22 protein-coding genes and 1 pseudogene are annotated in these 26797 nt (G+C 35.3%); 5 read left to right on the top strand and 18 right to left on the bottom strand.

Annotated features, from left to right (window positions below; all coding sequences use genetic code 11):
* Positions 1-16 precede the first annotated feature (16 nt).
* The 9 genes from Ana3638_RS16475 to Ana3638_RS16435 form a co-directional block, all read right to left on the bottom strand.
* Positions 17-1012, bottom strand: a complete 996-nt coding sequence (locus Ana3638_RS16475) for a LacI family DNA-binding transcriptional regulator (protein ID WP_161839008.1) — start codon at positions 1010-1012, stop codon at positions 17-19.
* A 4-nt stretch (positions 1013-1016) separates the two neighbouring features.
* On the bottom strand, positions 1017-1865 hold the full coding sequence (locus Ana3638_RS16470) for a sugar phosphate isomerase/epimerase family protein (RefSeq protein ID WP_161839007.1): 849 nt from the start codon (positions 1863-1865) through the stop codon (positions 1017-1019).
* A gap of 79 nt (positions 1866-1944) precedes the next feature.
* Positions 1945-3519: a glycoside hydrolase family 28 protein gene (locus Ana3638_RS16465; RefSeq protein WP_161839006.1), complete on the bottom strand. Its 1575-nt coding sequence runs from the start codon at positions 3517-3519 to the stop codon at positions 1945-1947.
* 107 nt (positions 3520-3626) lie between these two features.
* Positions 3627-4484, bottom strand: coding sequence for a carbohydrate ABC transporter permease (locus tag Ana3638_RS16460; RefSeq protein WP_161839005.1), 858 nt, complete (start codon positions 4482-4484; stop codon positions 3627-3629).
* A gap of 3 nt (positions 4485-4487) precedes the next feature.
* The gene (locus Ana3638_RS16455; RefSeq protein WP_161839004.1) at positions 4488-5468 is read right to left on the bottom strand and encodes a carbohydrate ABC transporter permease; all 981 of its coding nucleotides are present in this window, start codon (positions 5466-5468) and stop codon (positions 4488-4490) included.
* A 23-nt stretch (positions 5469-5491) separates the two neighbouring features.
* Positions 5492-6601 carry a glycoside hydrolase family 88/105 protein gene (locus Ana3638_RS16450; RefSeq protein ID WP_161839003.1) on the bottom strand — a complete coding sequence of 370 codons (1110 nt, stop codon included), beginning with the start codon at positions 6599-6601 and terminating at the stop codon, positions 5492-5494.
* A gap of 130 nt (positions 6602-6731) precedes the next feature.
* Entirely contained in the window at positions 6732-8153 is a 1422-nt protein-coding gene (locus Ana3638_RS16445; protein ID WP_161839002.1) for an ABC transporter substrate-binding protein, read from the bottom strand.
* 849 nt (positions 8154-9002) lie between these two features.
* Positions 9003-10484 (bottom strand): UxaA family hydrolase, encoded by a 1482-nt coding sequence (locus tag Ana3638_RS16440; RefSeq protein WP_161839001.1) that lies wholly within the window; start codon positions 10482-10484, stop codon positions 9003-9005.
* Positions 10485-10500: 16 nt separating this feature from the next.
* Positions 10501-11964 carry a tagaturonate reductase gene (locus Ana3638_RS16435; protein ID WP_161839000.1) on the bottom strand — a complete coding sequence of 488 codons (1464 nt, stop codon included), beginning with the start codon at positions 11962-11964 and terminating at the stop codon, positions 10501-10503.
* Positions 11965-12248: 284 nt separating this feature from the next.
* Between Ana3638_RS16435 and Ana3638_RS16430 the strand changes: the two genes are divergently transcribed.
* The gene (locus Ana3638_RS16430; RefSeq protein WP_161838999.1) at positions 12249-13250 is read left to right on the top strand and encodes a LacI family DNA-binding transcriptional regulator; all 1002 of its coding nucleotides are present in this window, start codon (positions 12249-12251) and stop codon (positions 13248-13250) included.
* A gap of 20 nt (positions 13251-13270) precedes the next feature.
* On the top strand, positions 13271-14671 hold the full coding sequence (gene uxaC, locus Ana3638_RS16425; RefSeq protein WP_161838998.1) for a glucuronate isomerase: 1401 nt from the start codon (positions 13271-13273) through the stop codon (positions 14669-14671).
* 197 nt (positions 14672-14868) lie between these two features.
* Here uxaC and Ana3638_RS16420 read toward each other — a convergent pair whose 3' ends face one another.
* On the bottom strand, positions 14869-15057 hold the full coding sequence (locus Ana3638_RS16420) for a ferredoxin (RefSeq protein WP_161838997.1): 189 nt from the start codon (positions 15055-15057) through the stop codon (positions 14869-14871).
* A 294-nt stretch (positions 15058-15351) separates the two neighbouring features.
* Here Ana3638_RS16420 and pyrB point away from each other — a divergent pair, with 294 nt between their 5' ends.
* Complete coding sequence (pyrB, locus tag Ana3638_RS16415) at positions 15352-16272, top strand: aspartate carbamoyltransferase (protein WP_161838996.1); 921 nt, start codon at positions 15352-15354, stop codon at positions 16270-16272.
* Complete coding sequence (locus Ana3638_RS16410) at positions 16266-16691, top strand: aspartate carbamoyltransferase regulatory subunit (RefSeq protein ID WP_161838995.1); 426 nt, start codon at positions 16266-16268, stop codon at positions 16689-16691. Before pyrB ends, Ana3638_RS16410 begins: the two co-directional genes overlap by 7 nt.
* Positions 16692-16781: 90 nt before the next feature.
* Here Ana3638_RS16410 and Ana3638_RS16405 read toward each other — a convergent pair whose 3' ends face one another.
* The 4 genes and pseudogenes from Ana3638_RS16405 to Ana3638_RS16390 form a co-directional block, all read right to left on the bottom strand.
* Positions 16782-17036, bottom strand: coding sequence for a helix-turn-helix domain-containing protein (locus tag Ana3638_RS16405; RefSeq protein ID WP_161838994.1), 255 nt, complete (start codon positions 17034-17036; stop codon positions 16782-16784).
* A 30-nt stretch (positions 17037-17066) separates the two neighbouring features.
* Complete coding sequence (locus tag Ana3638_RS16400) at positions 17067-17909, bottom strand: hypothetical protein (protein WP_161838993.1); 843 nt, start codon at positions 17907-17909, stop codon at positions 17067-17069.
* Between the two features lie 569 nt (positions 17910-18478).
* The gene (locus Ana3638_RS16395; RefSeq protein ID WP_161838992.1) at positions 18479-19063 is read right to left on the bottom strand and encodes a superoxide dismutase; all 585 of its coding nucleotides are present in this window, start codon (positions 19061-19063) and stop codon (positions 18479-18481) included.
* A gap of 163 nt (positions 19064-19226) precedes the next feature.
* Positions 19227-20896, bottom strand: a pseudogene (locus Ana3638_RS16390) (formate--tetrahydrofolate ligase).
* A gap of 371 nt (positions 20897-21267) precedes the next feature.
* Here Ana3638_RS16390 and Ana3638_RS16385 point away from each other — a divergent pair.
* Positions 21268-21915 (top strand): HAD family hydrolase, encoded by a 648-nt coding sequence (locus Ana3638_RS16385; protein ID WP_161838991.1) that lies wholly within the window; start codon positions 21268-21270, stop codon positions 21913-21915.
* Positions 21916-22120: 205 nt separating this feature from the next.
* Here Ana3638_RS16385 and Ana3638_RS16380 read toward each other — a convergent pair whose 3' ends face one another.
* The 4 genes from Ana3638_RS16380 to Ana3638_RS16365 all read right to left on the bottom strand — a co-directional run bounded on the left by Ana3638_RS16380 (position 22121) and on the right by Ana3638_RS16365 (position 26797).
* On the bottom strand, positions 22121-22915 hold the full coding sequence (locus Ana3638_RS16380; RefSeq protein WP_161838990.1) for a flavodoxin family protein: 795 nt from the start codon (positions 22913-22915) through the stop codon (positions 22121-22123).
* A gap of 108 nt (positions 22916-23023) precedes the next feature.
* A complete protein-coding gene (gene aspS / locus Ana3638_RS16375; protein WP_330587616.1) occupies positions 23024-24346 on the bottom strand; it encodes an aspartate--tRNA(Asn) ligase in 1323 nt (440 codons plus the stop codon).
* 529 nt (positions 24347-24875) lie between these two features.
* Positions 24876-25745, bottom strand: coding sequence for an ATP-grasp domain-containing protein (locus Ana3638_RS16370; RefSeq protein ID WP_161838989.1), 870 nt, complete (start codon positions 25743-25745; stop codon positions 24876-24878).
* 149 nt (positions 25746-25894) lie between these two features.
* On the bottom strand, positions 25895-26797 hold the full coding sequence (locus Ana3638_RS16365) for an ATP-grasp domain-containing protein (RefSeq protein WP_161838988.1): 903 nt from the start codon (positions 26795-26797) through the stop codon (positions 25895-25897).

Here is a 26797-nt window from a genome sequence, read left to right as displayed (position 1 = left end):
TATTAGTTTTATATAATCACATATCCAATATATTTTTTACAGTATTCCTTATAATCAGTTTCGTATCCAAATAAACCTTGCCTATACTTTTACTTCTATCTTCGATCAATTCAAACAGCAATTCCGTCGCTTTAGCAGCAATCATACCCATATTACGCTCCACAGTCGTTAAAGGAAAAACCGTATTGCATAACCAGACTATATTATCAAAACCTACAATCGATATATCTTCAGGTATTTTAAGTCCGGCTTCTTCCATGGCTTTCGCAGCACCAAATGCCATCTCATCATTAAAAGATAAAATAGCAGTCAGATCATGTTTTAATAATTCTTTTCCTGCATGGTAACCGCTTTTGATACGATAATCCCCAGTCACTATAGGTACCGAATTAATATCTAAATTATGATTAAGAAATGCCTGCCTCCATCCCCGATGCCTTGCCCTGGTTGATGCCAAAGTGGGAATTCCTTCAATGATTCCGATTTTTTTATGGCCATTCCGAATTAAATATTCCATGGCTTCCATCTCACCCTTTGCCTCATCGGTCAAAAGGTTTGCTACATTATGATAAACGGCGCGGTTAAATACAACCAACGGGATTTTCTTTTCAAAAGCTTCTTCAATAAATTCATCATCCTCCGGTTTTTGGCTTAATATTAATAATCCGTCATATTTCGCGCTGCTCAAGGTACCCGGTTTATGACGGTCGATACCTTTTACAACCACATTATAGGAATTATCAATGGTATTATATACGGATTTTACTATATCGTGAAGAATAAAAGGCGAGGACATGCTGCCGATATTTGAAAAATAAAGTCCGATCGTATAAGATTTCGCCAGCTTCAGATTAATAGCATTTTGATTTGGCGTATAGCCCAGTCTGTCTGCTGCTTCCAGTATTTTTTCTTTGGTTTTGGAACCTGCACCGAGTTCCCCGCTTAATGCCCGTGATACGGTTGAATAGGAAACTCCTACTTCTTTTGCTATGTCTTTAATTGTTACAGGCATATTATTATTCCTCTGTGGAAATATTTTGATACATTTCTTCCAGGTACTTTCTGGCTGTAATTGCCTCATCAGGTTTGGTACCCTCTAACAGTACGTGCATAAACGGTTTCTTTTGCTTAACCAAGCCTAATAATAATTCATGATGAAAGGAACCGGTTCCTGTAGTGATTTCCACAATTTCTTTATTCTCAATCCGAAAATCCTTGGAATGAATCACTGCAATATCTTTGCCGAATAATTGAAAAGCACCTTTTATTATATCATCCTGTTCCATATAATTATCATAATTTAACAGATTCACCGGGTCGAATATAATCTGCAGATTCGGTGAATTCACTGCATTTAATACCCGGTATGTACGTTCTAAGTCGGATACAATATGCTTAAATACAGGCTCAACTCCAATTATAACACCCATTTTTTCCGCATAGTCCACGATTCTCTTTATAGTTTCAATAAACAACTCCAAAGCTGCTTCGGAATGATTTGCTTTTTTAAAAGAGTAATCCGGGTTCAGTGATCCCGTCTCCGTTCCCACCATACCACAGCCCAAAAGACTGGCAAAGCGTATATGGGTTTTATATGTCTCCATTATGTGTTTTCGTTCTTGATCTATTGGATTAGTAAGATTTAAATAACAACCGAGTACGGCAATATCGACCTTATATTTTGCAAATACTTCTTTGATATAGAATGCCATACCAGGTGTCATAGCTTCTATATTAACATTAAATTCATGAATTGCTTTCTGCAAGGCAAGCTGGGCACTGTAAAAACCCTTTTTATTTATATTCTGAACCAATTCTTCAAAAGGCGCCCTCTCCATATCATGGGCACGGATACCAATCCTCATAACTGTTCCTCCTCGTCCAATAGATGATATTAAGTAATCGTGAAACAATCATATAGTTTTAATATAGTATCACAATTACTTATAATAAATCATTCGTTATTTTATCCAAATTCAAATGATTTATATTGTTAAGTTTCATTCCTTTTCCTTTAAATCCTTTTATTATAACCTGTTTCATCTCTAATTCTACTATATTTTCCGCAAAAATACCACCATTTGTTAAATTTTCTATTCCATCCATCATATCCGGAATACCGGAAACCGGATTTTCCGTAAAATCGATTTGAATATGATTCATAAATATTTTATTTATTTTTTTCTCGGGAAGTCCGTAAATAAATGCTGCGGCTACATGGCAATTTGTACAGGTTATATTCTGGAAGGCAATGTTATGAATACTCGGAGTACGTTCATCCACAGGCTGAGCTTTCTTGGTACTTACATATTCGCTGTGTCCGTCCGGATCACAATAATAGAAAGAGTTAATAACAATTGGTGTTTTTACCTGATCCATAATAATATGATCAAGTAAAATTTCATCTATCACACCATCCCAACCCCTTCCCCTTCTTGTTTTAAGCCGAAATCCCCGGTCAGTAGAAAAAAACATACAATCCCTGACTGTTACCTGCCGTACCCCACCCGACATCTCACTGCCGATGGTTACGGAACCATGCCCGTCTTTCATAAAACATTGACGGATTATGATATTCTCAGAAGCTGTTTTATATTTGGAACCCATATAGGTTTTACCGGATTTAATTGCAATGCAGTCATCACCCACAGAAAAATATACTCCCGTTATTTCAACATTTGTACAGGATTCCGGATTAATTCCGTCGGTATTAGGGGAGTCCTTAGGATTAAGAATAGCTAAATCAATGAATTTTAGGTTTCTAGAAAAATAGGGATGAATATTCCAGCTTGGACTATTCCTGATTGTAATACCCTGAACTGTTACCTTATCACAATGGTTCAGAAATATCATTCTTGGCCGGTAAGCTTTATTCTTTACTTTCGGGTCTTTCCACCAATTCATAAAATCAGCATTTCCGTCCAGGACTCCTTGTCCGCATATGGTTATATTGGATACCCCAATACCGGTGATAACCGCAGAAAACATATCCAGGGGATTACCCTCCCAGGTGCCCAGGTTATATTCCTCCGTTTCATCATAGCTCTCAATTAAACCCGGAAGCACAGGGAACTTATTCTTATCCGTTATGGCAGAGAGAACAGCATCTTTCGCCAATTCCAGAACCAGATTGCTTTTTAAAAATAAGCTGGTAACCTTATAGATTCCTTTTGGAATTAAAACCCGCCCTTCTCTCGGACAGGCACAAATTGCACTTTGTATAAATACGGTAGCATCTTGAATGCCATCCCCTTTTGCTCCAAATTCTTTTACATTGAGAGTTACAAATTCCTTATTCGTAGTCAAATATTTTTTTTCAGAAATGTCAAATTTAGTTTTGATAAAAATGCTGTATGGAGTATCCGGATGGAGGTTATCATTAGATTCAACTGCCTTTTGGCTGTTTTTGATAACCTCATCATTCAGATAAATTTCATACTCCTCTATTTCATATATCCCTTCATCCAATATTTCAATTACAACCTGTCTTGCTGTAGTAAAAATTATTTTAAACTCCATGATACTCCTCCCCTCACGATAAATACTCCCCAAAACTCCCACTGCCGTTTTTCGTTGTAATTCAACCTTGTAGCTAATTTGCAATTATTTTTACTAATATTTCAGGATCATCCTTTCACACTTCCGGCCGTGACACCTTCCACAAATTGTTTCTGGGCTGCGAAAAATACTATTAGGGATGGAATAATGGTTACGATGGACATGGCTAATACCTTATTCCATTCAAATCCCACTTCTGCATCCATGGATAACCTAAGGCCTAAGGACGCAGGATATTTGGCAACCGTCTTAACGTAGATCAGGGGTCCCATAAAGTCATTGGAAGACCACATAAACTGAAATAATGCCGCGGATACAATGGAGGGTTTTAACACAGGACAAATAATATACCATAACGTCTGTAACGTATTACAGCCGTCAATCTTAGCCGCTTCTTCAAGTTCTCTGGGAATACCGCGCAGAAATTGTACCAGCATAAATACAAAATAAGTATCACTGGCAAAAAAGGCTGGTATAACCAATGGAAAATAAGATAAAGCAGGTGTCAGCCAACCCATCTCCCGAAACAAGAGATATTGGGGAATGTTTAATACAACCTGAGGCAAAAATAAGGTTGATAATAAAATTGCATAAAATAATTTTTTACCTTTAAATTGAAACCTGGCAAATCCGTAAGCCGTAATGGTGGCGGATATAACCGTACCAAGAACTTTGGGTAGTACGATTTTATATGTATTAAATAAATAAGTAAGAAAGGTATATTCTGTGGAATGCCAGCCGTCAATATATGCCTGTAATGAAAATTTTCTGGGTATTATTCCAATGGATGAGAAGATTTCATTATTATCCGCTTTAAAAGAAGCCCCAACCATCCACAGCATGGGATAAACCATAACTAAACCAACTGCCAGCAGCACAAGATATCGTACGGAAGTATTCATTATATAACGTTGTTTTCTGGTCATTTTTTACCTCCCATCCTCATCCGAATAATATACCCAATACTTCTGGCTCATAAAAGATATGATGGTTAATGTCATGACTATGAGGAACAAAAGCCATGAAATTGCACTTGCAAAGCCCATCTGGTATGTTTTAAAGGCATTCTGATAAACCAGTAAAGATATTAATGTGGTTGACCCGAGAGGCCCGCCGTTTGTTATAATGAAAGGTCCGTTAAATTCCTGGAACGCCTGGCATAACTGGGTCACCAGATTATAGAAAATTACCGGGGTTATAAGCGGAACTGTTACTCTTAAAAATTGTTTCAGCTTGCTGGCACCGTCGATGGAGGCGGCTTCATAAAGATCAGCAGGTACACTCTTTAAGGCAGCTAAAAAGATAACCATTGGAGAGCCAAACTGCCATACCCTTAACAAACTGACAACAAACAGGGAATACTTTGAGTCTCCCAGCCAATTTGGCCCTGTAACCCGAAAAATACTTATTATCTGATTGATTAAACCATCCGTCTGGAACAGGAATTTCCATAATACAGCAATTGCTACGGAACCACCTAATATGGAAGGAACATAATACATGGTCCGGAACAAATTGACACCTTTAATCTTGAAGTTTAATATGTAAGCGATAAATAATGCAAAGGCTAATTTAAGAGGAACTGTCATAAATGCATATTGGAAAGTTACCCCAAAAGCCTTTCTTATTTTAGCTGTTTGAAAGATATTTTTGTAATTGTCAAAATCGATAAAGGAGATAACATCCTTAAATAAATCATAATCCGTAAAGCTATAATAAAGGGAAGCTGCAAAAGGATATAATTTAAATATTAAAAAACCAACCAGCCAGGGTAGAATATAAAAAAATCCGATATTGCTTTTTATCTTATAACCAAACCCTCTTTTACTAAGAACAGCTTCTGATATCCCGCTGCTGGTTTCAGTAGAATTGCGTCGCAGACGGATTGTATCTAACTTATTCTTACTCATGAATTTATTCCTCCATTCTTGGCCTAATCATCCAACCGGAGCATAAGCAACTGTGCGTAAGCCATAATCAATGCTCCGACGCCCTTTTGATCATTGCAAACTACCGGTTCGGAAAGATAATATAAAACACTCCCATCTCTGGTATTATCCGGTCCCAATCCCGCAACCGAACAAATATCCTTTAATTTAATAATTCCATCTTCTTCTACTAATTTATTATTCAAAAGGGACATTACTATTTTCTCTCCTACAGCCTGGTATTTTTCTTTCTGCAAAACACCTAATCTGCATCCTTTTAATAACCCATAGGCAATCATTGCAGAGCCGGAGGTTTCAAGGTAATTATTATCTATATCAGCCCTGTCAATAATCTGATAAAACAGTCCGGTTTCTTTATCCTGATATAATAATATACCTTTGATACTTTCCTTAAATAACGTTTCCAGAGTTTTATAATGTTCGAATATTTCTTTTGAAATCTTTTCCATGGTATCGATTAACGCCATAATATACCATCCAACAGCCCTTAACCAGAAGTTAGAGGACAATCCGGTATCTTTGTTTGCCCAGTACTGAATTCTTGCTTCATCATATCCGTGATAATATAATTTTTTTTCTTCATTAAATAAAAACTTCCGGACATTTTTAAATTGACTGATAATATCATTATAATTCTTCTTTTGGTTAAATTTCGTTTCATATTCCATATAAAATGGCTGAGCCATATATAAACCATCCAGCCAAACCTGATTCGGATAAATTTTTTTATGCCAGAAATTATCGGATTTCGTTCTCGGCTGGCTTCTTAATTGATCCATTAAAGTTTCTATCGCCAGCCTGTATTTTTCTTCTTTTGTTTCTTCATATAAAAAAAAGAGTATTTTTCCGGTACTGATATTATCAATATTATAATGTTCTTTATTATAATAATTAATACTTCCATCCTCATTTATAAACTGTTTCATATATCGTACTATGAAATTTTTATAATACTCATCCCCTGTAACCTGATACAAAAGAGAGACGCCCATTAGAACACACCCATCTTCATAATTCCAGTTACTTTTTGCATTTTGGTAATTTTCTAAATAAGAAGTAACGTATTGTTCAAATCTCCTATCCTCACCATGCATTTCCATTACCCCCCATTAATGTCTATTATTGTTTATTATTAACTATTTAATTAAAAACCGTCAGAGCAGCTGACACCCTGACGGCTTAGTGGGTATGTCTATTCCTTTTCCTTACTGTATATGCTTTTATTTAATTCGCTGCGTTGACTTCATTTACACAGTCAATTAAATACTGTGCTGCCGTCTCGGTATCTGTTTGATCATAACTTAAGTTCTGGAATATTTCATAATAATATCCGGTGCTGTCTTTTAAAGCAGAGTGTTCAAAATTAGGATCAATATCATAACCTTTAAATCCCATAACAAGTTTGTTGGCTTCATAGGTCAGACCGCTTAATAACCCTTCTGATACTAATGTGGCTTCCGCCGCACTGTTAGAAACGGTACCTCTTTCCATTCCCATAATCTTAACGCCTTCCGGATCGGATGTTAAATATTCAAGCAATAATGCGGCTTCAGCCGGATGTTTTGAATTGGCACTGACTGAAAAACCCATGGAAATCTTGGTGAATCCGCTCTTATTAGGTCCTAAATCCTTAGGGAATTGACCTATTACAAAGTTCTGACCTTCTGATAACGCACTCTGGAATTTGGAGGCACTGCTGTCCCACTCATAAATACCGGCGTAATTACCATTCATCCACTTAGGGTTCTTATCCAGGGATTCTGCCCCATCTCCGGCAATGGTTGCTAGCGTCGGGGTAACATGTTTATCTTCCAGCATATTAATCCAATCCAGACCTGCTTTCACTTCATCTGCGGTGTAATTCACTTTTTTATCAACCACCCATGGCTTTCCATAGGTCTGATGCAGATAGTACATTAACAACAGGATCCGGTCATATTCACCAAGGGCTATCGGATAATAATCATCACCCAGTACAGTTTTAAAAGTTTCACCTGCTTTAATAATATCTTCAAAAGATACCGGAATCGGAATTCCTGCTTTCTTAAAGGTCGCTTCATTCCAATAAAATACTCTTCCGGTGGTTCCAAGAGGTATACCCTGGAGTGAACCGTTTGCTGTCATCAGGTCTAGCAGTTCCTTGGGATAATTTGATATAGTTATAATATTGGATAATTTATTTAAGTCATAAAATTTATCTCCATTGGGTGAAAACTGGGATATCCAGTTCCAATTAATCTGAAGTAAATCTGCTTCTGTTTTTCCTGCCAGCTGTGTTGCTATATTTTCCTGCCACCCTGTCCAGGCGCCATATTCCGGTTTCACCGTAATGTTAGGATATTTGGCGGTGAAAGCATCTAACGCCTTAATTGTTGCTTCATGCCTGGTATCTCCTCCCCACCAGGAAAATCTTAATTCTATGGGATCCTTTAAGTCAGGTTCCAGTACGGATGAATTACTCTCACTCTGTACTGTTTTCTCCTGCGTGGCAGTTGCTTCGCTAACTGCCGTTTTTTCTGATGTTTCAGACGTTCTATCTGTCACGGTAGTTGTCTCTTGGCCCTTTTTGGCTCCACAGGCATTAAGAGATAATACCAATATAAGAACCAACAGGACAGATAATGTCTTTTTTGTAAGCCTTTTCATATTCATTTCTCCCTTTCTTTTTAATAGTTACTTTGCTCCGCCGTTTGCAACCGACAATATAGAGAAAGATTGTAGTTTATGTATATTGTCACTTTGTGTTGGTTTTTCCCCATATTATTTAGCAATTATGTAGTATTAATCTTTACAATCTCAGTATATCATTACTGGAAAACACTGTCAATTCACCTTAATTTACATTTTAAGTAACTTATTTTGTGCATATTGTATATTTTATCAAGTTTTTATTTCAAACGTTTGCATTATGTAATACAAAAACTTTAACTATAACATTATTCCTGTTAACTAAATCACAATATAAGCGGAGGGTATAAAACAACTTATATTGTGTAAGCACTTACATATAGGGGAATTACTTATAATAAACAAGTATCCCTATATAAAGGAACATTTAGTTAAAAGAAAAATTTACTCGTAAACACCGGAAGCGGAATACCGGCTTTAAAAAACAGATGGGATTATCTTTAGAGATCATAAAAAGATTTTTGATAAGTTTCTCACAGAAATTTTGTAATTTCCCCAATTCGGGTTCAGTAATGCTAAATATTATAAGTGGATAGAATTTATTTATTGGAGAAATTTACACTATGTGCAATTGAGCAGAAAGGAACGAACGAGAAAAAGGATATAAATTACCTGAGGAATTTAATATATGCAATACTTCAAATGTAATTTGGCAGAAAATAAATAGTAATAGCTTCTCATCTTTCACTATTATATGCTTAAAAGGAGGGAACATCATATCCCTCCTTCTATCACATTCTTATACCAATATTATTATCTAACAGAGCTTTATTTTTAATATATGTACCTTCCCATTTATATCCCTGATTAAAGTGTAACACCTTTTTTAAAAATAGCCATATCGTGGTATCCCTCTTCTTCTGATTTTACTTTTTTTCCTGAAGCCACTTCTATTACATATTGGAATAACTGCTCCGATAACTCTTCCATTCCGCTGCCCTCCACAAGCTGGCCTGCATTAAAATCAATCCAATTTACTTTTTTCTTAGACAAGGGCGTATTGCTGGCTATTTTTACCGTTGGTACCGGTGATGCAAAAGGAGTTCCCCTGCCCGTAGTAAAAAGTACTATATGTGCTCCGGATGCTGCTAAAGCAGTTGAAGCAACCAGATCATTACCAGGAGCACTTAAGAGGTTCAAACCTTTCGCCTTTACTATTTCACCATAAGAAAGTACATCGGATACCGGTGCATTACCGGATTTCTGTGTACAACCTAAAGATTTATCTTCAAGGGTAGAGATTCCTCCCTTTTTATTACCAGGCGACGGATTTTCATATACGGTCTGGTTATTGCTGATATAATATTGTTTGAAATTATTGATAAGTTTTACCGTCTTTTCAAACAATTCCTCATTTTTGCAACGGTTCATGAGAAGGGTTTCCGCGCCGAACATTTCAGGTACTTCGGTTAAAATAGTAGTTCCTCCTTTGGAAATGATCAAATCTGAAAAAGCTCCTACCAATGGATTTGCTGTAATTCCGGAGAATCCGTCAGAACCGCCGCATTTCAAACCAATAATCAATTCTTCTGCACTTATCTTCTCTCGCTTAAAGGTATCAGCATAATCTGCTAATTCCTTTAACAAAGTCATTGCTGCTTCCATCTCATCATCAACATCCTGGCATTGAAGAAATTTAACACGTTTCTCATCATGTTTGCCGATATATGGCATTAATTCAGCTATATTACTGTTTTCACAACCTAATCCTAATACCAGTACACCCCCGGCATTTGGATGATTAATAATATCTGCCAGTATTTGTCTAGTGTTTTCCTGATCATCCCCCATCTGGGAACATCCATAAGGATGAGGAAATGAGACAATTCCCTCAATATTATTCTGTACAAGGGATGCCGACTGTTTTTCCAAAGCAGTTGCTATGGAATTAACACACCCAACAGTTGGTATAATCCATATTTCATTACGGATTCCCACTTTTCCATCACTTCTTTTAAATCCCTGAAAATACGCCTTTTGTGTTGATTTTATATCTTTAAACTCCGGCTGATATTCATATTCCCTGCTCTCATCCAAAGTTGTTTTAATATTATGGGTATGAACCCAGCTGCCGTTTTTTATATCTTCTTTTGCTACTCCAATAGGTGAACCATATTTTATAACCTTATCATTTAAACCGATGTCTTTCACCGCAAACTTGTGTCCTGCCGGTATCGTTTCTTTTAATATAATACTTTTATTGTCTGCTGCAATAGTAATTCCCGCCTGCAATTCTGTTAAAGCAACAGCCACATTATCCAATTTATTAATTCTTATAAATTCCTGCATATGACCTGCACCATCCTTATTCGGAAATTTTTTTCATTGCTTCACGCATGCCGTATTTTTCGATATTTTCCATATATAATGTAATAATATCGGCAAGGCTTCTGTATTTTGCTATATCATCCCCAAATAAGGACTTATCCTTAAGATATGCCTCCACCATTTCTCTGGTTGGGAGTTTCGCATACTTAACGAAAAAGTCCAAGACATATTCATCATCCATTATCATATAGGTTTCATCATCTCTGCGGCCGATTAATGCATTTTCACCACGTTCCTCACTGCGGTAAAAACTAAGTAATGCAGCTAAGGAAAAAGTTAAATGGGACGGGATTTTACCATATTTACTAACATAACCTTGAAAGCTCGGAAGGCACCTTGCTTTCCATTTGGACACGGAATTAAGCGAAATAGATAATAAAGCATGTTTAATATATGGATTTTCAAATCTCTCAATCACTGATTCCGCAAAGGTAATCAGTTCTTCCTTAGGTAGAGATAGGGTAGGTATTATTTCATCAAATATTGTTTTAGTCATAAACGTTTTAACATCTTCATCTTCCATGGATTCCTTTACGTAATCATTGCCTGCGAGGAAAGATGCCAGTACAAAAGAAGTATGGGCACCATTTAAAATTCTTACTTTTCTCTCTCTGTACGGTTTCTGATTATTCGTAAAGATAACAGGAAGTCCTGCTTTATCCAAAGGGAATTCCTCAGATATATCTTTTTCACTTTCAATTACCCATAATCCGAAGATTTCACCGGTTACTAATAAGGCATCTTCATATCCTAATTCTTTGAATATAGTTTCTGCTTCCTCTTTGGGATAACCCGTTACAATTCTGTCTACCAGAGTACTGCAGAATATACAGGCTTCATTTATCCAATTAAGAAAACCTCCGTCCAGTTTCCATAGATCAGCATATTTTAAAATACACTGTTTTAAAGATCCGCCATTATTTTCAATTAGTTCACAAGGAATCATTACTAATCCTTTTGTTGAATCTCCTTTAAAATATTCGTATCTTTCAAATAATAATTTTGTTAATTTTCCGGGAAATGTTTTAGGAGGATTTTCTTTAAATGAATCTGTCTTATCAAAAACAATACCTGCCTCCGTGGTATTGGACACGATAAATCTTAAGCTTTCCGATTTTGCATAAGCGCTGTATTTATCATATTCGTTGATACAGTCTATCGCATCGGAAACGCTTGTAACAATCCGGTTTAATACCTTTGTTTCACCGTTTTCCTTTCCTCTCAAAGAAACGGTATAACAGCATTCCTGCTTATGAAATGCATCTAAATTGCCGTAAGCAATCGGTTTTACGATAGCGATGTTCCCGTTAAATACCCCCTGTTCATTAGCAATATCAATCATATAATCTACAAAAGCACGCAAAAAATTACCCTCTCCGAATTGTAATACTTTAACCGGCCTTTGGGTTGCATTCGTCATTGATTTGTTTAAACTTTTCATAATAGCCTCCTTGATTTTAATTAATAGGATTATTGTCTCTCATTTCTATGAAATTAAATATATGTAAGCTCTTACATTTATTTTAATAGTAATACAAGTTTGTGTCAATCATTTCTTAGAAATTCTTTAAAATCTAATCGATAGATTATTGTTAAAGATAATAATATTACTAAAATATATTGAATTCATGTATTGTAACTGACACTATTTTATAGTATAATAAAATCCAGATCGAAGATTGATTTATATTTAAATGTAAGTACTTACATATACGGAGGTGGTATATGAATATATATGATGTTTCAGAAAAAGCCGGTGTATCCATTGCAACCGTTTCCAGAGTTATTAACGGAAATTCCAAGGTAAGTGAGAAAACAAAACAAAAAGTTCTGAGGGTCATGGAAGAACTCGGTTATACCCCTAATGTTTTTGCCAGAGGTCTGGGGTTAAATACCATGAAAACCATTGGAATTATGTGTGCAGATTCCTCAGACCCATTTTTAGCAAATGCTGTTTATTATTTAGAACGGGAACTCCGTAAAAACGGATACGATTCCTTTTTATGCTGTACCGGATATGAATTAAAGAATAAGCAGAATTATCTGAAACTTCTTCTATCGAAACGAATCGATGCTTTAGTAATTGTGGGTTCCTACTTTCTGGAAGCAAATACGAAAGATAATACCTATATTATGGAAGCTGCTGATGAAGTTCCAATCATGCTTATGAATGGAAATTTAAACAAACCCAATATTTATTGTACCTTATGCGATGATCATCAAGCCGTTTATGATGCAACTTCCCTTTTACTGAACCAGGGAAAAAAGGATATCTTATTCTTATATACATCCAAATCCTATAGCAGTATACAAAAACTGAATGGCTTTAAAGCCGCTCTTATGGATAAATTGCATACATTAAAGGAAGAAAACATCCATATCTGCCCGGCTACCATAGAGGGTACCAGGGATTTATTGCTTCATTTATCAATGAATGGTTTAAAATTTAATGCGGTGATAGCAGCAGAAGATATTCTGGGTGTTGGTGCAATAAAATATGCAAAATTAAAAGGTCTTAGCATCCCTGAGGATTTAAGTATTATCGGTTATAATAACTCTCTGTTAGCAACCTGCTGTGAACCGGAACTTACTTCCGTCGACAACCATGTAGAAACCTTAAGCATTACTACCGTCAATACCTTAATGCGTGTACTAAACAATCAAAAAGCTCCAAATAAAACTACTATTTCCAACGATCTAGTAGAACGCTATACAACAAATTTTTAATATGCCAGGAGGATTTAGAAATGAAAGCTTTTTTAGATAAGGATTTTTTATTATCGACAGAGACAGCAAAAGAATTATTCCATAATTATGCATCGGTTATGCCAATCATCGATTATCACTGCCATATCAGTCCAAGAGAAATTGCAGAAAATATCAGTTTTAGAAATATTACACAGGTTTGGCTTGGCGGCGATCATTATAAATGGCGTTTAATGAGAGCTAATGGCATTGAGGAACAATATATTACCGGAGATGCCCCGGATAAAGAAAAATTCATGAAGTGGGCTGAAACACTTCCAAAAGCTATCGGTAATCCGTTATATCATTGGAGTCATTTGGAATTACAGCGCTATTTTGATTATCACGGTGTTTTAAATGCGGATACGGCAGAAGAAGTCTGGAATCTATGTAACGAAAAGCTAAAAAAACCTTCCATGAATGTACATAATATTATAAAACAATCCAATGTGGAAATTATCTGTACAACCGATGATCCTGTGGACTCACTTGAATGGCATAAAAAAATAAAAGAAGACTCTTCTTTTGATGTAAAAGTCCTTCCTGCTTTCCGCCCGGATAAGGCTATGAATATTGAGAAACCGGAATACCTCGATTATCTGGCTGAGTTATCTAATGTAAGTAAGATCCCTGTCACTGATTTTGCTTCCCTTTGTGATGCACTTGGAAACCGAATTCAATTCTTTGATTCCATGGGTTGCAAATTATCGGATCATGCCCTGGAATATATTATGTATCAGCCTGCCGGTTTGGACGAAATTGAAGCTATTTTTGCCAAAAGGATGTCAGATAATATACCGGATGAATTAGAACAATTAAAATTCAAAACCGCTTTCATGCTTTATGTTGGAAAACAATATAATAAATTTGGTTGGACTATGCAGTTACATTACGGTACAAAACGTAACAATAATTCTCTTCGATTTGCTAAATTAGGTCCGGATACGGGATATGACTGTATTAATAGTTACTCCTCTTCTGCTCAAATGTCAGAATTTTTAAATGCCTTAAACTGTACGGACGAATTACCTAAAACTATTATCTATTCCTTAAATCCAAACGATAATGCGGCAATTAATACCGTTATCGGATGCTTTCAGGATGCAAAAGCCATAGGTAAATTACAGCACGGATCTGCCTGGTGGTTTAATGACCATAAAATGGGTATGACAGATCAGATGACCGCTCTTGCAAATGTGGGACTGCTATCAAATTTTATCGGTATGCTAACGGATTCTAGAAGTTTTATTTCCTATACAAGGCATGAGTATTTCAGGCGGATACTCTGTGACATGATTGGCAAATGGGTTGAAAATGGTGAATATCCAAAGGATATGAACTATTTGGGACAGATGGTGAAAGATATCTCTTACAATAATTCAAAGAGATATTTTGGTTTCTAAGTAGTTGGTTTTGGTTCAAGAAATCATACATATTCTCACTATACTTTAAAGTTAAAAGGGTTGAGTGTATTTATCTGGTTGGTTCCTTCCTTTCGGTATAAATACACTTAACCCTTCCTTTAATCTACACATAAGCATAGTGAGATTATGAAATTTTTCTGGTGTTTCTATAAGACTATTCTCACAATACAAGGTAGTTAAAATAAATCAATTGCACTTGTCGGACAACTGTCACGGGCATTTTCAGCATCAGCCAGTTTTTCCTCCGGGATGTCTCCGTCGATAGCATGTGCATATCCATCATCGCCCATACTATACACATCAGGACAAATATTCGTACAAAGTTCACATGATATGCAAAGATCTGGATCTACTTTTGATTTCATGCTTATTTCCTCCTTAACATAAGACGTCAGACTTTAGAACGCCATTATTTATTATCATATCTATTATAACTTATTTTTGGATAAAGTATACCTATTATTTTACATATCTGTACCAGCTTCATTGATATAAAATAGGAAAAATGAATAATACTTAAGATTGAGAGATTTATTATATATTTTAATAAATACTTATAATATTTATTAATTATAAAACGATAAAAAGTTAGTTGTAATAAAAATCACACTATAGTATAATATGCAGTTGAATAATAAACCTAATTTACGGAGGTGCTTATGAAACATCTGATCAGTCCCCTTGACTTATCGGTTTCCGAATTAAAGGAAATTCTGGATTTAGCGGGTGATATCATTTTAGATCCCAAGAAATATGCTAATGTATGCCATGGCAAAAAGTTAGCAACTCTATTCTATGAACCAAGTACAAGAACCAGATTAAGTTTTGAAGCTGCCATGCTAAATCTTGGCGGCAGTGTTTTAGGTTTTTCTTCTGCAGATTCCAGTTCTGCTGCAAAAGGTGAAAGTGTTGCCGATACGATTCGAGTTATTTCCAGTTATGCTGATATCTGTGCTATGCGCCATCCTAAAGAGGGTGCTCCCTTAGTTGCTTCTATTTATTCTTCCATTCCAGTTATCAATGCCGGTGACGGCGGTCACAATCATCCCACTCAAACACTTACCGATTTATTAACAATTCAAACATTAAAAGGACGGTTAAATAATCTTACCGTTGGTTTTTGTGGAGACTTAAAATTCGGCCGAACCGTCCACTCCTTAATTAATGCATTAGTTCGTTATGAGAATATAAATTTTGTATTAATTTCACCGGATGAATTAAAGATTCCTACCTATTTAAGAGAAGAAGTATTGGATGCCAACCATGTACCTTATAAGGAAGTTAAAGTATTGGAAGAGGTTATGCCGCAGCTTGATTTACTTTATATGACCCGAGTACAGAAGGAACGTTTTTTTAATGAAGAAGATTATATCCGCTTAAAAGATTCTTTCATTCTTGATGCTAAAAAAATGGAATATGCTAAAAAAGACATGCTGGTACTCCATCCTCTGCCAAGGGTAAATGAAATCGCCACGGAAGTAGATAAAGACCCACGAGCCGTTTATTTTAAGCAGGCTGAATTTGGGGTTTATGTAAGAATGGCATTGATTATGAAATTATTGGAGGTTGAAACATGTTAAATATCGGCGGATTAAATCAGGGAATCGTAATTGACCACATTGAAGCTGGCGGTGCCATGAAGATATATTCTTACCTGAACTTAGAAAAACTGGACTGCAGCGTGGCCATTATTAAAAATGCCAAAAGTAATAAAATGGGTAAAAAAGATATCATTAAAATCGAAGGCCATTTAGATATTGATCTTGATATTCTGGGTGTTTTAGACCGGAATATAACCATTAATATCATAGAAAACGGGCAGATAATCACTAAACGCAATTTAAATCTCCCCGAAAAAGTTACCAATATAATTAAATGCAAAAACCCCAGATGTATCACATCCATTGAAAGAGAATTACCCCACAGTTTCAAATTAACGGACAGAGAAAAAGGGGTTTACCGCTGTATCTATTGCGAACAGGCTTTTAAGAGAAATTAAATATATAATTCCATGAAAGCCCTGGTTTGAATAAAAGTGAAAGCCAGTGCCTTTCGGCACTGGCCGGTAACCTCATTATTCTTGCTCCGATTAAATAAAGATTTCCTTTAACTGACTAATAGTGAAACCTTTTTCTCTTAAATCTATTATTTTATTAATTTTATCTATAGATTCCACTCTATGATAACGCCTGGTTAATTTCTCTCCCTCTTGTATAAATGGAAGGAACCCTTCTTCGGTATAAAACTTAAGCGTACTATACCTTATTCCTGTTAAACGTACCAATTCTCCTATGGATACATATTCTGCTGTCTGGATTGTTTCAATACTTCTCTGTCTGGACATAATACTCACCTGCTTTATCTAATTACAGAATCAAACTAAAAAACGCCTTAGACGAACTCCATGAACGTTTAATAGACTGACACTTACTGCGTCTGGAATGAGTTCATATAATATATTATCAATCTCTACCAAAGGAACTTCTCCTTCTGATTTCACCTCACAAATGTGACCGTTTGTCTCTAATCGATTTTTTACGTCAGCAAGACGTTCCTGAGCATTTGAGAACATTTTATTCGTTTCAATAAAAATAGATTCATCTTTTTGCAGGGCAGGAATTTTAAACACAATGCCGCTTCCTAGCTGTGTTTTACTAAAATTCTTCTTAATTTTAAGAAACGCTTTCCACCCGCGGGTAGTTTCATAACCTATACTTGCACTTAATAAATTATGTCCAAAACTATTTACTCTATAAATGTTATTTACAACTTCCTGTACTTTATCTAACTCTTCTGGTGAAAAAATATATTTTAAATCTCCGTTCTGTTTTAACAGCCAAATTAAAGATATTACCTCATCTGAAATAACACCATTATCTAATAATTCGGCTTTTATATAATCAATTTCCGAATGATACAACCCGTGGGCTGATCTATATTGCCTTATCTTTACTTCAGAAGTTTGGTAATATAAATCACATTCTAATAATGAAGGGATATTATCCAGTAAGCAGTTATTTATTAAACCATCTATTATTAGTTCTGCGATTTGATTACATTTTTTCTGAGGAAAAGTGTTTATCACTTTCATCCATCCTGCAATGGTACAGTCTTTTGAAATTTTATTTTTTAACATATCATAAATCACTCTGTCCGTACCACCGCATCTATAGCCTGATATATCGGCAAAATGATAATTATTATTTGCTTCCACCATGATACCATCAAAAATAAAATCCAGTAGTTTTGCAGCTATAAAACAGCGATTTCTCATATGGGATATGAATGAGTTCTGTGATACCCGTATTCCATTTAAAGATATTAATGCAAATCTATTAACTAACGATAAGTCATTCATTTTATTTCCTTTCCGAATAAAGATAAATGTTAAGTTATATTATGTCAGATCGTTCAAATCCAAATACTGTTTAATACTATTATTACAATTATTTCCACACTACTTATTACTAACTAATTACCGCTTATTACTTATTGCTTATTACTTACTAGCTACTACTTGCTGCCTATTACTTACTACTTATTACTTATTACTTATTACTTACTATATACTATATGTATGAAACAAATATTGTATACCAATAAGTTATAATTTATATGAAAATATGAATATCTTCCTAATAATTATCGTCCAGGAAAACATCTGTTATGGATTTCTTTTTCATCAAAAACAAAGAGTCTGGCGAACCAGACTCAAGTCATTTTCAAGATGGTTAAGGAAATATCTTTACCAGAATTTAGAAAATCAAATTCTGATAAGTTATATCCTCACATGCTTTCAATTCGATCCTTTACAACGCTCCAATCAATGTTTTTCATAAAATTATCTATGTATTCTGCTTTATTATCTGCATATTGGAGGAAATAGGCATGTTCATACATATCCAGTACTAATAATGGAATTGACATAGCTGCATTACCATAGTCATGTAAATCCAGGCTTAAGTTTCTCAAACTGTCAGAACGGGGATCATAACAAAGTATTACCCAACCTCGGCTGGCTTTTGCCGTAGCCACAAAATGCTCCTGCCAAAGTTCGTAGCTTCCGAAAAATCTGGACAGGAAATTCATCACCACTTCATCTGGTTCATTATTGTTTGATCCAATATTCTCAAAGTAAAACTCATGTAAAATAACTCCATTTAATGCATAGGTTTCACCTCTTTTTATACCCCTGAATTCACTGTAAGTAGAATTCGCACCTTCTAAATCAGGATCATCTGCAAGTAATCCATCAATTTCATTTATTTTATTAACATATCCCTCATATAATCTCATATGTGCTTCAAACTGCTCCCGATTAATTACGGTAACATCATCTGAATATTCAAAATTCAGTTTTACTATCTCCATAAAAAAAATAAACCTCCATGATACTCTTATTTTATAATATAAGTATACGCAACACTTGGAGGTTTATTATTAACTATTAGTTTTTTGCACATTTTATAGTCCCTAAAACTCATAATTAAGACAGTACTTTGTTCATAAGGACCAAGTTTAAGGAAAGAGTCATCTAAAATAATCCGGTTATGACCCCGTCACTGTTCACATCAATGCCTTCCGCAGCCGGTTTTTTAGGAAGCCCAGGCATAGTCATAACGGTACCGGTTATGGCAACCACAAATCCGGCTCCTGCAGAGATATAAACTTCCCGGATATGGATATTAAAACCGGTCGGTCTGCCAAGCTTAGACGGATCATCAGATAAGGAATATTGATTTTTTGCCATACATACCGGCACTTCTTTAAAGCCTAATTCTTCAATATGGGTTATCGCTTTATCGGCAGCAGGATCATAGGAAACGGTGGCAGCTCCATATATTTCCTTGGCAATGGCCTCAATTTTCTCTTTCAGAGAAATATTTAATTGATACAAAGGTTTAAAATTACTTTCCTTTGTTTCAATAACCTGTATTACTTTGTTAGCTAAATCAATTCCGCCCTCGCCGCCTTTTTCCCATACTTCGGATAAGGAAAAATCACATCCTTTGCTTTCACAGAATTCTTTCACATATTTTAGTTCATTTTCCGTATCTGTTACAAACCGGTTTAAAGTAACAACAACCGGTACCCCATACTTTTGAAGATTCTCAATGTGTTTTTCCAGATTTACGATTCCGTTCTTTAAAGCGGTAAGATTTTCGGCAGCCAAATCTTTCTTTTCCACGCCGCCGTTATATTTTAAAGCACGAACTGTAGCTACTAGTACAACAGCACTTGGCTTTAAACCGGCGCTGACACATTTTATATCAAAAAACTTTTCCGCACCTAAATCTGCACCGAAACCTGCTTCCGTTACAACGATATCCGCTAATTTAAGAGCAGTTTTGGTAGCCCTGACACTATTGCAGCCATGGGCAATATTAGCAAACGGTCCGCCATGTATAATCGCCGGAGTATTTTCTAAGGTCTGAATGAGATTCGGTTTAATCGCATCTTTTAATAAAGCTGCCATCGCTCCTACTGCATTTAAGTCTCCGGCTGTTACTGGTTTACCCTCATAAGTATAAGCAACTATTATTCGGCTAAGTCTATTTTTCAAATCATTTAAATCATCCGCCAGGCAAAAAACCGCCATTATTTCAGAAGCAACCGTTATGATAAAATGATCTTCTCTTACCACACCATCTGCTTTTCTTCCAAGTCCTACAACAATGTTTCGAAGTACTCTGTCATTCATGTCAAGGCAGCGTTTCCACACTATCTGATTTGGATCAATGTTTAAAGAATTTCCCTGTTGGATATGATTATCCATCATAGCTGCCAATAAATTATTTGCAGAAGTAATGGCATGAAAATCACCGGTAAAATGTAAATTAAGATCTTCCATGGGAACTACCTGAGCATATCCTCCGCCGGCTGCTCCCCCTTGATTCCAAAACATGGTCCTAAGGAAGGTTCCCGGAGCGCAATTATTGCTTTTTTCTTAAGCAGTCCCAACGCCTGTCCAAGCCCAACCGTTGTAGTAGTTTTACCCTCTCCGGCCGGTGTAGGATTAATCGCGGTTACCAGTACCAGTTTACCGTCCGGATTCTCTTTTATCTTATCCCATAATTCATCGGAAAATTTAGCTTTATATTTACCGTAATAATCTAAATCTTCTTCCGTGATATTTAATGTTGCTGCTACTTCTTTAATATGCTGCATTTTTGCTTCCTGGGCAATTTGTATATCGGTTTTCATAAGGTATAAGCCTCCTGATAATATAATATATCAGAAATTACTTTTCCATTTCTGATAAAAGGCGCTCCCTTCGCGCCATGCATATGATGATAGGAACGGGTTTTTGCTCCCATATATGATTAATGTTTCCAAATCTATTATAGCAAATTAAATTAAGAAAGAAAGGCTTATATTCATTAATATTTGAAATTAATTTTATTAATAATTATACTTTGACCTGCCAGACAGTTAGAGTTATAATAAATTGGAATGACCAATATATAATTTAGCAGGGTAATGCAGTAAAATTTATTGCAGCTGATATAAAAATTTAATATCTCATAATTTAGGAATCTTATCCCAGCTATGCCAGAAAAAGATAGGAGAAACAAATGAAATATACTACAGTAATTTTTGATTTAGACGGTACACTTTTAAATACTCTGGAGGATTTAACCGATAGCGTCAATTACGCCTTAGGTAAATTCGGATATCCTTTAAGAACCATAGATGAAATACGTCAATTTGTGGGCAACGGAGTTAAGGTATTGATCAATCTTGCCGTTCCGAACAAAACATCTGCAGAGGATACTGACAAATGCCTGAAATTATATCGAAAGCATTATTCCGAAAACATGCAGAACAAAACAAGGCCGTATGATGGAATAACAGAAATGTTAAAAAGCTTAAAAGAAAAGGGTATTAAACTCGCTGTTGTGTCAAATAAGTATGACACTGCAGTAAAAGCTTTATGTAACGACTATTATAAGGAATATATAGAAGTTGCTATTGGAGAATCACCGGATGTCGCGAAAAAACCCGCTCCCGATAGTGTATTTGCTGCCCTGAAAGAATTAGGTTCAGAAAAAGAAGACGCCCTATATGTCGGCGATTCCGATGTAGATGTGCACACCGCCCATAATGCCGGTATAAAATGTGTGGGGGTAACCTGGGGTTTTCGTAACCGGGAAATATTAAAAAGGGAAGGTGCCGATTACATTATTGATAAACCGGAAGAGTTGCTGCAATATGTGAAATAATATTATTGAAAGATAATATTATACTTTATACCATAGGAATATGTTCGGAAGAAACACGCTTTGCGATTTTCTCCGGTTCGCGTGGGCGTTCGAATTATTGCAAGCAAGCTTGCTAATTCTCATTATGCTTTCGCGTAAATTATTTGCAAGAGGAGTCAGTTTATAACTCCTCTTACATAGTTAATATGATTAAACCGCTTCCACATCAAACAAAAAATTTGGATATAATCTTTCCCAATACTCTTGCTGTTTTACTTTTAATCGATAAACATTTATGATCTATATAATAATCACAAAACGGCTCTAGCCATCCTTTCGTTTTCCAATACTCATAATCCAGTTTATTTCTCTTACTACTTTCCTTTTGCCAGTAAGTTTGCTGTATTTTAAATATCATATATGAATAGATGGTCGGGTGCAAAGGTTTATTATTATCTATGGAATTAAAAAAAACGGTTGCTAATTTATTTACTTTGTCACTATATTTTTGGATAACATCCAGTTCTGCTATTACCGATCCACCCATACGAAATCTATATTCTACTGCTATATAAAATCCCCAGGTACTAAGAGCATTTCTCATAGTTCTTAATGCGTGTTTGGTGGAACCGGCACCTGAAGTTGTAAAAATAAGCGCAGATTTTCCAGAAAATGAAGGACGATGGCAATAAAAAGCCATACGGTCTATCAGATTTTTCATCGGTCCATTAACGTCTTCAACATATATGGGACTTCCGAGAATTATTCCGTCTGCTTCCTGTAATTTTCTTCTAATCAGGGTAAGATTATCTTTTATTGGGCAAAATTCTTCTCCTTTTTCAAAACAAAACCGGCATCCACGGCATGGCTCAATATTGGTTTCTCCTAAAGAAATATATTCAAGCTCTACTGTTTTTCCTTTTTCTTTTGCTATTTTAAGCAGGGACTGCTCCATTAGATGAAATATTCGTTCCGTATTTCCATGCTTTCTAATACTACTGTTAATTGCAAGAATCTTCATAACATCCCCCAATTATGGCTTCTGGCCTTTAATTAATCTTTAATCATTCCGCCACCATTTACTTTCTATTATAATACCACATTTTGGAATTCTTGTACATTTTTATAATTATGGTACCAAACGGTTCTGGTCTCTTGGAAATAAGGACGCTTCTCTTACATTATTTTGATTTAACAAACACATGGTAAAACGCTCTAATCCCATACCCAGCCCGCCGTGCGGTGGCATTCCATACTTATGAATCATTAAAAAGCTTTCAAATAATTCAGGATTCATATTCCGATACTCCATTTTAGCAATCTGTTCTTTATAATCGTGAATTCGCTGCCCTCCGGTAGTAACCTCAACTCCGCGAAACAATAAGTCAAAGCTAAGTGTATATTCTTTATTATCAGGATCCTCCATAGCATAAAACGGTCTTTTAACTGTCGGATAATGAGTTACAAAAACAAATTCACTTCCGGTGGATTTTTTTATACATTCGCAGAGTAAACGTTCTTCTTCCGGTTCAAAATCCCCCATATCTTTAATTTCCCTTTGATAGGTTTTACTGATTAACTCTTTTGCTTCTGTAAACCGTATGGAGGGTATCTCTGTTAAGTTAGGAATATTTGCCTTTAATAATTCAATTTCCGGAGAATAATTTTTTAATAAATGATCCATCACTCTTTGCAACATTCGGGCTTCCATTTCCATTATATCAGTAAAATTATCTATATATCCCATTTCAAAATCCAAACCGGTATATTCATTTAAGTGTCTGGATGTATCATGTTTTTCTGCCCTGTAAACCGCACCGATTTCATAAACTCTGTCATATACACCTACCATCATCTGTTTATAGAATTGAGGACTTTGTGCCAGGTAAGCTTCCCTGCCAAAGTAGTCCAGCTTAAAAATATTAGCGCCGCCTTCCGCACCGGCATATACTATTTTAGGACTATGAATTTCAGTAAATCGTTGTTCCTGTAAAAATTTTCTCGCAGCAATGCAGATACCTTCCTGTATTTTGAAGATGGCACGTTCTTTTTCATTACGTAAGGTAATAGGTCTGTAGTCGAGAATTGTTTCCAGGGACGCTGTAATTTCCTTATTATTTATTACTACCGGCATTTCTTTTTCCGGTTTTGATAAAACTGATATATCTTTTATGCGGACTTCATACCCCTTTTTGGAACGGCCGTCTTCAACGACCTCCCCGTTTAAATGAATGCAGCTGTTCTCTTTTAATTCCTCTATATTATAATCCGTATACTCTTTACTATGGATACATTGAACAAGGGAACGTTTCATCCTAAGTATAACGAACGCGAATCCGCTCATATTCCTTATTTTATATACAGAACCTGTTAGCGTAACATTTTTTCCTATATAATTGTTTAACTCTTCTGCTTCTATATTCTGTTGTATTGTACCTGTTATTTTCATCATGATAGATTCCTCCTTATAGGAAATATATTGTATAGTCAATTGCGAAACTAATGTTTTAAGGATAATAAAATTAATTCTTTTAGCTAGTTTCAGTGGCCTTAAAGGCCAGAACTCAATTAGAAATTTAACCTATAATCAGAATCCTTTCCAACATAATCTATATGCTGCATACTATCACGCCCCTTTATCGTAAGAATATATAAAAAAACCGCATGGATATAATAAAAAATATATTATTATACCAATGCGGTTTTAATTCGTCTATTATAAATATAAATCGAAAATTAGCCAGCATAGGTATAAGCCTTTTAGCGCTTATACCTATGGAAAATCCACAGCTATAAGCGCCAAATATCGTCGTCCCTATTAAGCTGAAAGCTATATAATCGAATCATCCTATAATCTCCTAATGCTGAAACAAATTTTTCTTATTTTAGCACCTTACATATCTTATGTCAATGTTATATTTATATATCGATTTATTTATATTAGATTTATATTTAGATATAGATTTAGATTTATATCTGGATTATATTTTGGATCTTATATAATCCAAATATAATCCAACTAAATTGATATTGCCGGTTTGATACAACATTCTTGCACCAACAACATCTTCGATTTCATTGAATATCAATTCTTCCTTATCACCTATAATAAAATCAATTCCAACCATTCCAAAATCAAACTTGGATATAATTTTTTTAACCAGCTGTATATCATCAGATGACAATTCATACCTTTTTACTTCTCCTCCCAGGGAAAAGTTCGACTTAAAACCCTCTCTGGCCGTGCGAAGCACACTGGCAATAATTTCATTTCCAATAACATACACCCTAAGATCCTGATGCCTGAAACCGACCAAAGGCTGAATGACAACATCAGAATTATTAAGTTTCCGATAGAAGCCATCTTCAGAATCATTAATAACGGACAAATCAGCCGGTTTCAATAAAAAGACCTGGCTGCCACCATGTCCGGCTACAGCTTTTATAACGGTTGGTTCTGTTATGTTTGTCAATTCTTTTTTTATAAAGGGATATTTTACGAATTTAGAATCTACCATGGGAATTCCAAGCTGGGCTATATATTGATATGTTTTCGCTTTGTCATTACATATTTCAGCAATATGAGAATTATTAAAAACCGGTATTCCCATATACTCAAGCTGTTTATTTAATAAAGGGTATATAGTTCTGCATATAGCAAAATCCGGATGACTTATTTCTTCATTTTGATAAGATAGAAACCATTGATTCTTTCTTACACCGAATACTAACTCCTCTGCTATTATTAACTGTATCTTAATATTACGTAATAAACCTTCATTCATATAAAATTGAATATATCTATTATTCTTTTCTATGTCCTGTGCACTGTATATCAGCCAACCTACCATTATTTCTCCTAAATATCATTAATTCAAATTTGTATTATCTCTAATATTTTATACAACTATTATTATGTAACATAACTATTTACTTTCAAATTATCCAAGCTCTTATTCATAGCGCTAAATTGGAATATCACACTTTTACTTATAAAATTTTATTTATTTCCTATACAAATTCTTTTTATTATATATGCCAGTATTGAATCAGCCACATTTACCCCTGTACAATCATAGATATTTTTAAAATGGGCATTGGAATTTACTTCGCAGACAATCGGTTCCTGGTTTTTACCAAATAAAATATCTACACCGGCAAAATCCAGTCCAAGTATTTTGCAGCACTGTATTGCCAGCTCTATTTGCTTCTGAGTTGGTTCATAGGGTTTCATTTTACCGCCATTCGTTATATTAGCACGAAAATCCCCATTATCTGAATATCGGTACATCGTTGCAACCACTTGATTTCCCACTACCTGTAATCTTAAATCTTTTCCCTTACTGCTTTGGACAAATTCCTGAAATAACATAGGTTTAGCACCAATATCCGTAACACGGTCTATAAGTTCCTGTCTGTTCCCCGCTAAATATACCTGTTGACCAAAAGATCCGAAACATTCCTTTATAACAATCGGATAATTTAATTCCTTTTCAACACGGTCTAAAAAATCAAGCTTTGTATACCCAATATTGGAAAAAGTCATAGGTGCCACAATCGTGCGGGGCATTTTAACACCTGCACTCTGCAGATATAGGTGTGTCAGTGATTTATCATCACATGCAGCAATTCCCTGGGAAGAATTAAAAACATGATATCCTTTTATCTCCAGATATTTTGCCAGCCTGACATCTTTATCCCAGAATAAAATAAAATCCGGTCTTTCCTTGATATTGTTAAATTCTACATTGGTAGAATCAGAATTTAACAGTACTAAAACTTCTGCATTGGTTTTAATTATTAAATCTACACCCAATTTTTTTGCTGCTTCTGTTAACCAGAGGTGAATTTCCGTAAATTTATGGGTATGTAAAAAAGCATTGGTAATTAACCAGCCCTTCAT

Origin of the sequence: Anaerocolumna sedimenticola (assembly GCF_009931695.1) — a bacterium.
Classification (GTDB): domain Bacteria; phylum Bacillota; class Clostridia; order Lachnospirales; family Lachnospiraceae; genus Anaerocolumna; species Anaerocolumna sedimenticola.
This window is presented reverse-complemented; position numbering and strand designations above follow the sequence as displayed.

What these genes read in the sequence shown, in the direction of transcription:
- Ana3638_RS16475 (WP_161839008.1), bottom strand. Translation starts at nt 1,012, where the DNA reads ATGCCTGTAACAATTAAAGACATAGCAAAAGAAGTAGGAGTTTCCTAT.
- Ana3638_RS16450 (WP_161839003.1), bottom strand. Translation starts at nt 6,601, where the DNA reads ATGCATGGTGAGGATAGGAGATTTGAACAATACGTTACTTCTTATTTA.
- pyrB (WP_161838996.1), top strand. Translation starts at nt 15,352, where the DNA reads ATGAAACATCTGATCAGTCCCCTTGACTTATCGGTTTCCGAATTAAAG.
- Ana3638_RS16440 (WP_161839001.1), bottom strand. Translation starts at nt 10,484, where the DNA reads ATGCAGGAATTTATAAGAATTAATAAATTGGATAATGTGGCTGTTGCT.
- Ana3638_RS16470 (WP_161839007.1), bottom strand. Translation starts at nt 1,865, where the DNA reads ATGAGGATTGGTATCCGTGCCCATGATATGGAGAGGGCGCCTTTTGAA.
- Ana3638_RS16455 (WP_161839004.1), bottom strand. Translation starts at nt 5,468, where the DNA reads ATGAGTAAGAATAAGTTAGATACAATCCGTCTGCGACGCAATTCTACT.
- uxaC (WP_161838998.1), top strand. Translation starts at nt 13,271, where the DNA reads ATGAAAGCTTTTTTAGATAAGGATTTTTTATTATCGACAGAGACAGCA.
- Ana3638_RS16445 (WP_161839002.1), bottom strand. Translation starts at nt 8,153, where the DNA reads ATGAAAAGGCTTACAAAAAAGACATTATCTGTCCTGTTGGTTCTTATA.
- Ana3638_RS16460 (WP_161839005.1), bottom strand. Translation starts at nt 4,484, where the DNA reads ATGACCAGAAAACAACGTTATATAATGAATACTTCCGTACGATATCTT.
- Ana3638_RS16465 (WP_161839006.1), bottom strand. Translation starts at nt 3,519, where the DNA reads ATGGAGTTTAAAATAATTTTTACTACAGCAAGACAGGTTGTAATTGAA.
- Ana3638_RS16435 (WP_161839000.1), bottom strand. Translation starts at nt 11,964, where the DNA reads ATGAAAAGTTTAAACAAATCAATGACGAATGCAACCCAAAGGCCGGTT.
- Ana3638_RS16395 (WP_161838992.1), bottom strand. Translation starts at nt 19,063, where the DNA reads ATGGAGATAGTAAAACTGAATTTTGAATATTCAGATGATGTTACCGTA.
- Ana3638_RS16385 (WP_161838991.1), top strand. Translation starts at nt 21,268, where the DNA reads ATGAAATATACTACAGTAATTTTTGATTTAGACGGTACACTTTTAAAT.
- Ana3638_RS16365 (WP_161838988.1), bottom strand. Translation starts at nt 26,797, where the DNA reads ATGAAGGGCTGGTTAATTACCAATGCTTTTTTACATACCCATAAATTT.
- Ana3638_RS16420 (WP_161838997.1), bottom strand. Translation starts at nt 15,057, where the DNA reads ATGAAATCAAAAGTAGATCCAGATCTTTGCATATCATGTGAACTTTGT.
- aspS (WP_330587616.1), bottom strand. Translation starts at nt 24,346, where the DNA reads ATGATGAAAATAACAGGTACAATACAACAGAATATAGAAGCAGAAGAG.
- Ana3638_RS16405 (WP_161838994.1), bottom strand. Translation starts at nt 17,036, where the DNA reads ATGTCCAGACAGAGAAGTATTGAAACAATCCAGACAGCAGAATATGTA.
- Ana3638_RS16370 (WP_161838989.1), bottom strand. Translation starts at nt 25,745, where the DNA reads ATGGTAGGTTGGCTGATATACAGTGCACAGGACATAGAAAAGAATAAT.
- Ana3638_RS16430 (WP_161838999.1), top strand. Translation starts at nt 12,249, where the DNA reads ATGAATATATATGATGTTTCAGAAAAAGCCGGTGTATCCATTGCAACC.
- Ana3638_RS16380 (WP_161838990.1), bottom strand. Translation starts at nt 22,915, where the DNA reads ATGAAGATTCTTGCAATTAACAGTAGTATTAGAAAGCATGGAAATACG.
- Ana3638_RS16400 (WP_161838993.1), bottom strand. Translation starts at nt 17,909, where the DNA reads ATGGTGGAAGCAAATAATAATTATCATTTTGCCGATATATCAGGCTAT.
- Ana3638_RS16410 (WP_161838995.1), top strand. Translation starts at nt 16,266, where the DNA reads ATGTTAAATATCGGCGGATTAAATCAGGGAATCGTAATTGACCACATT.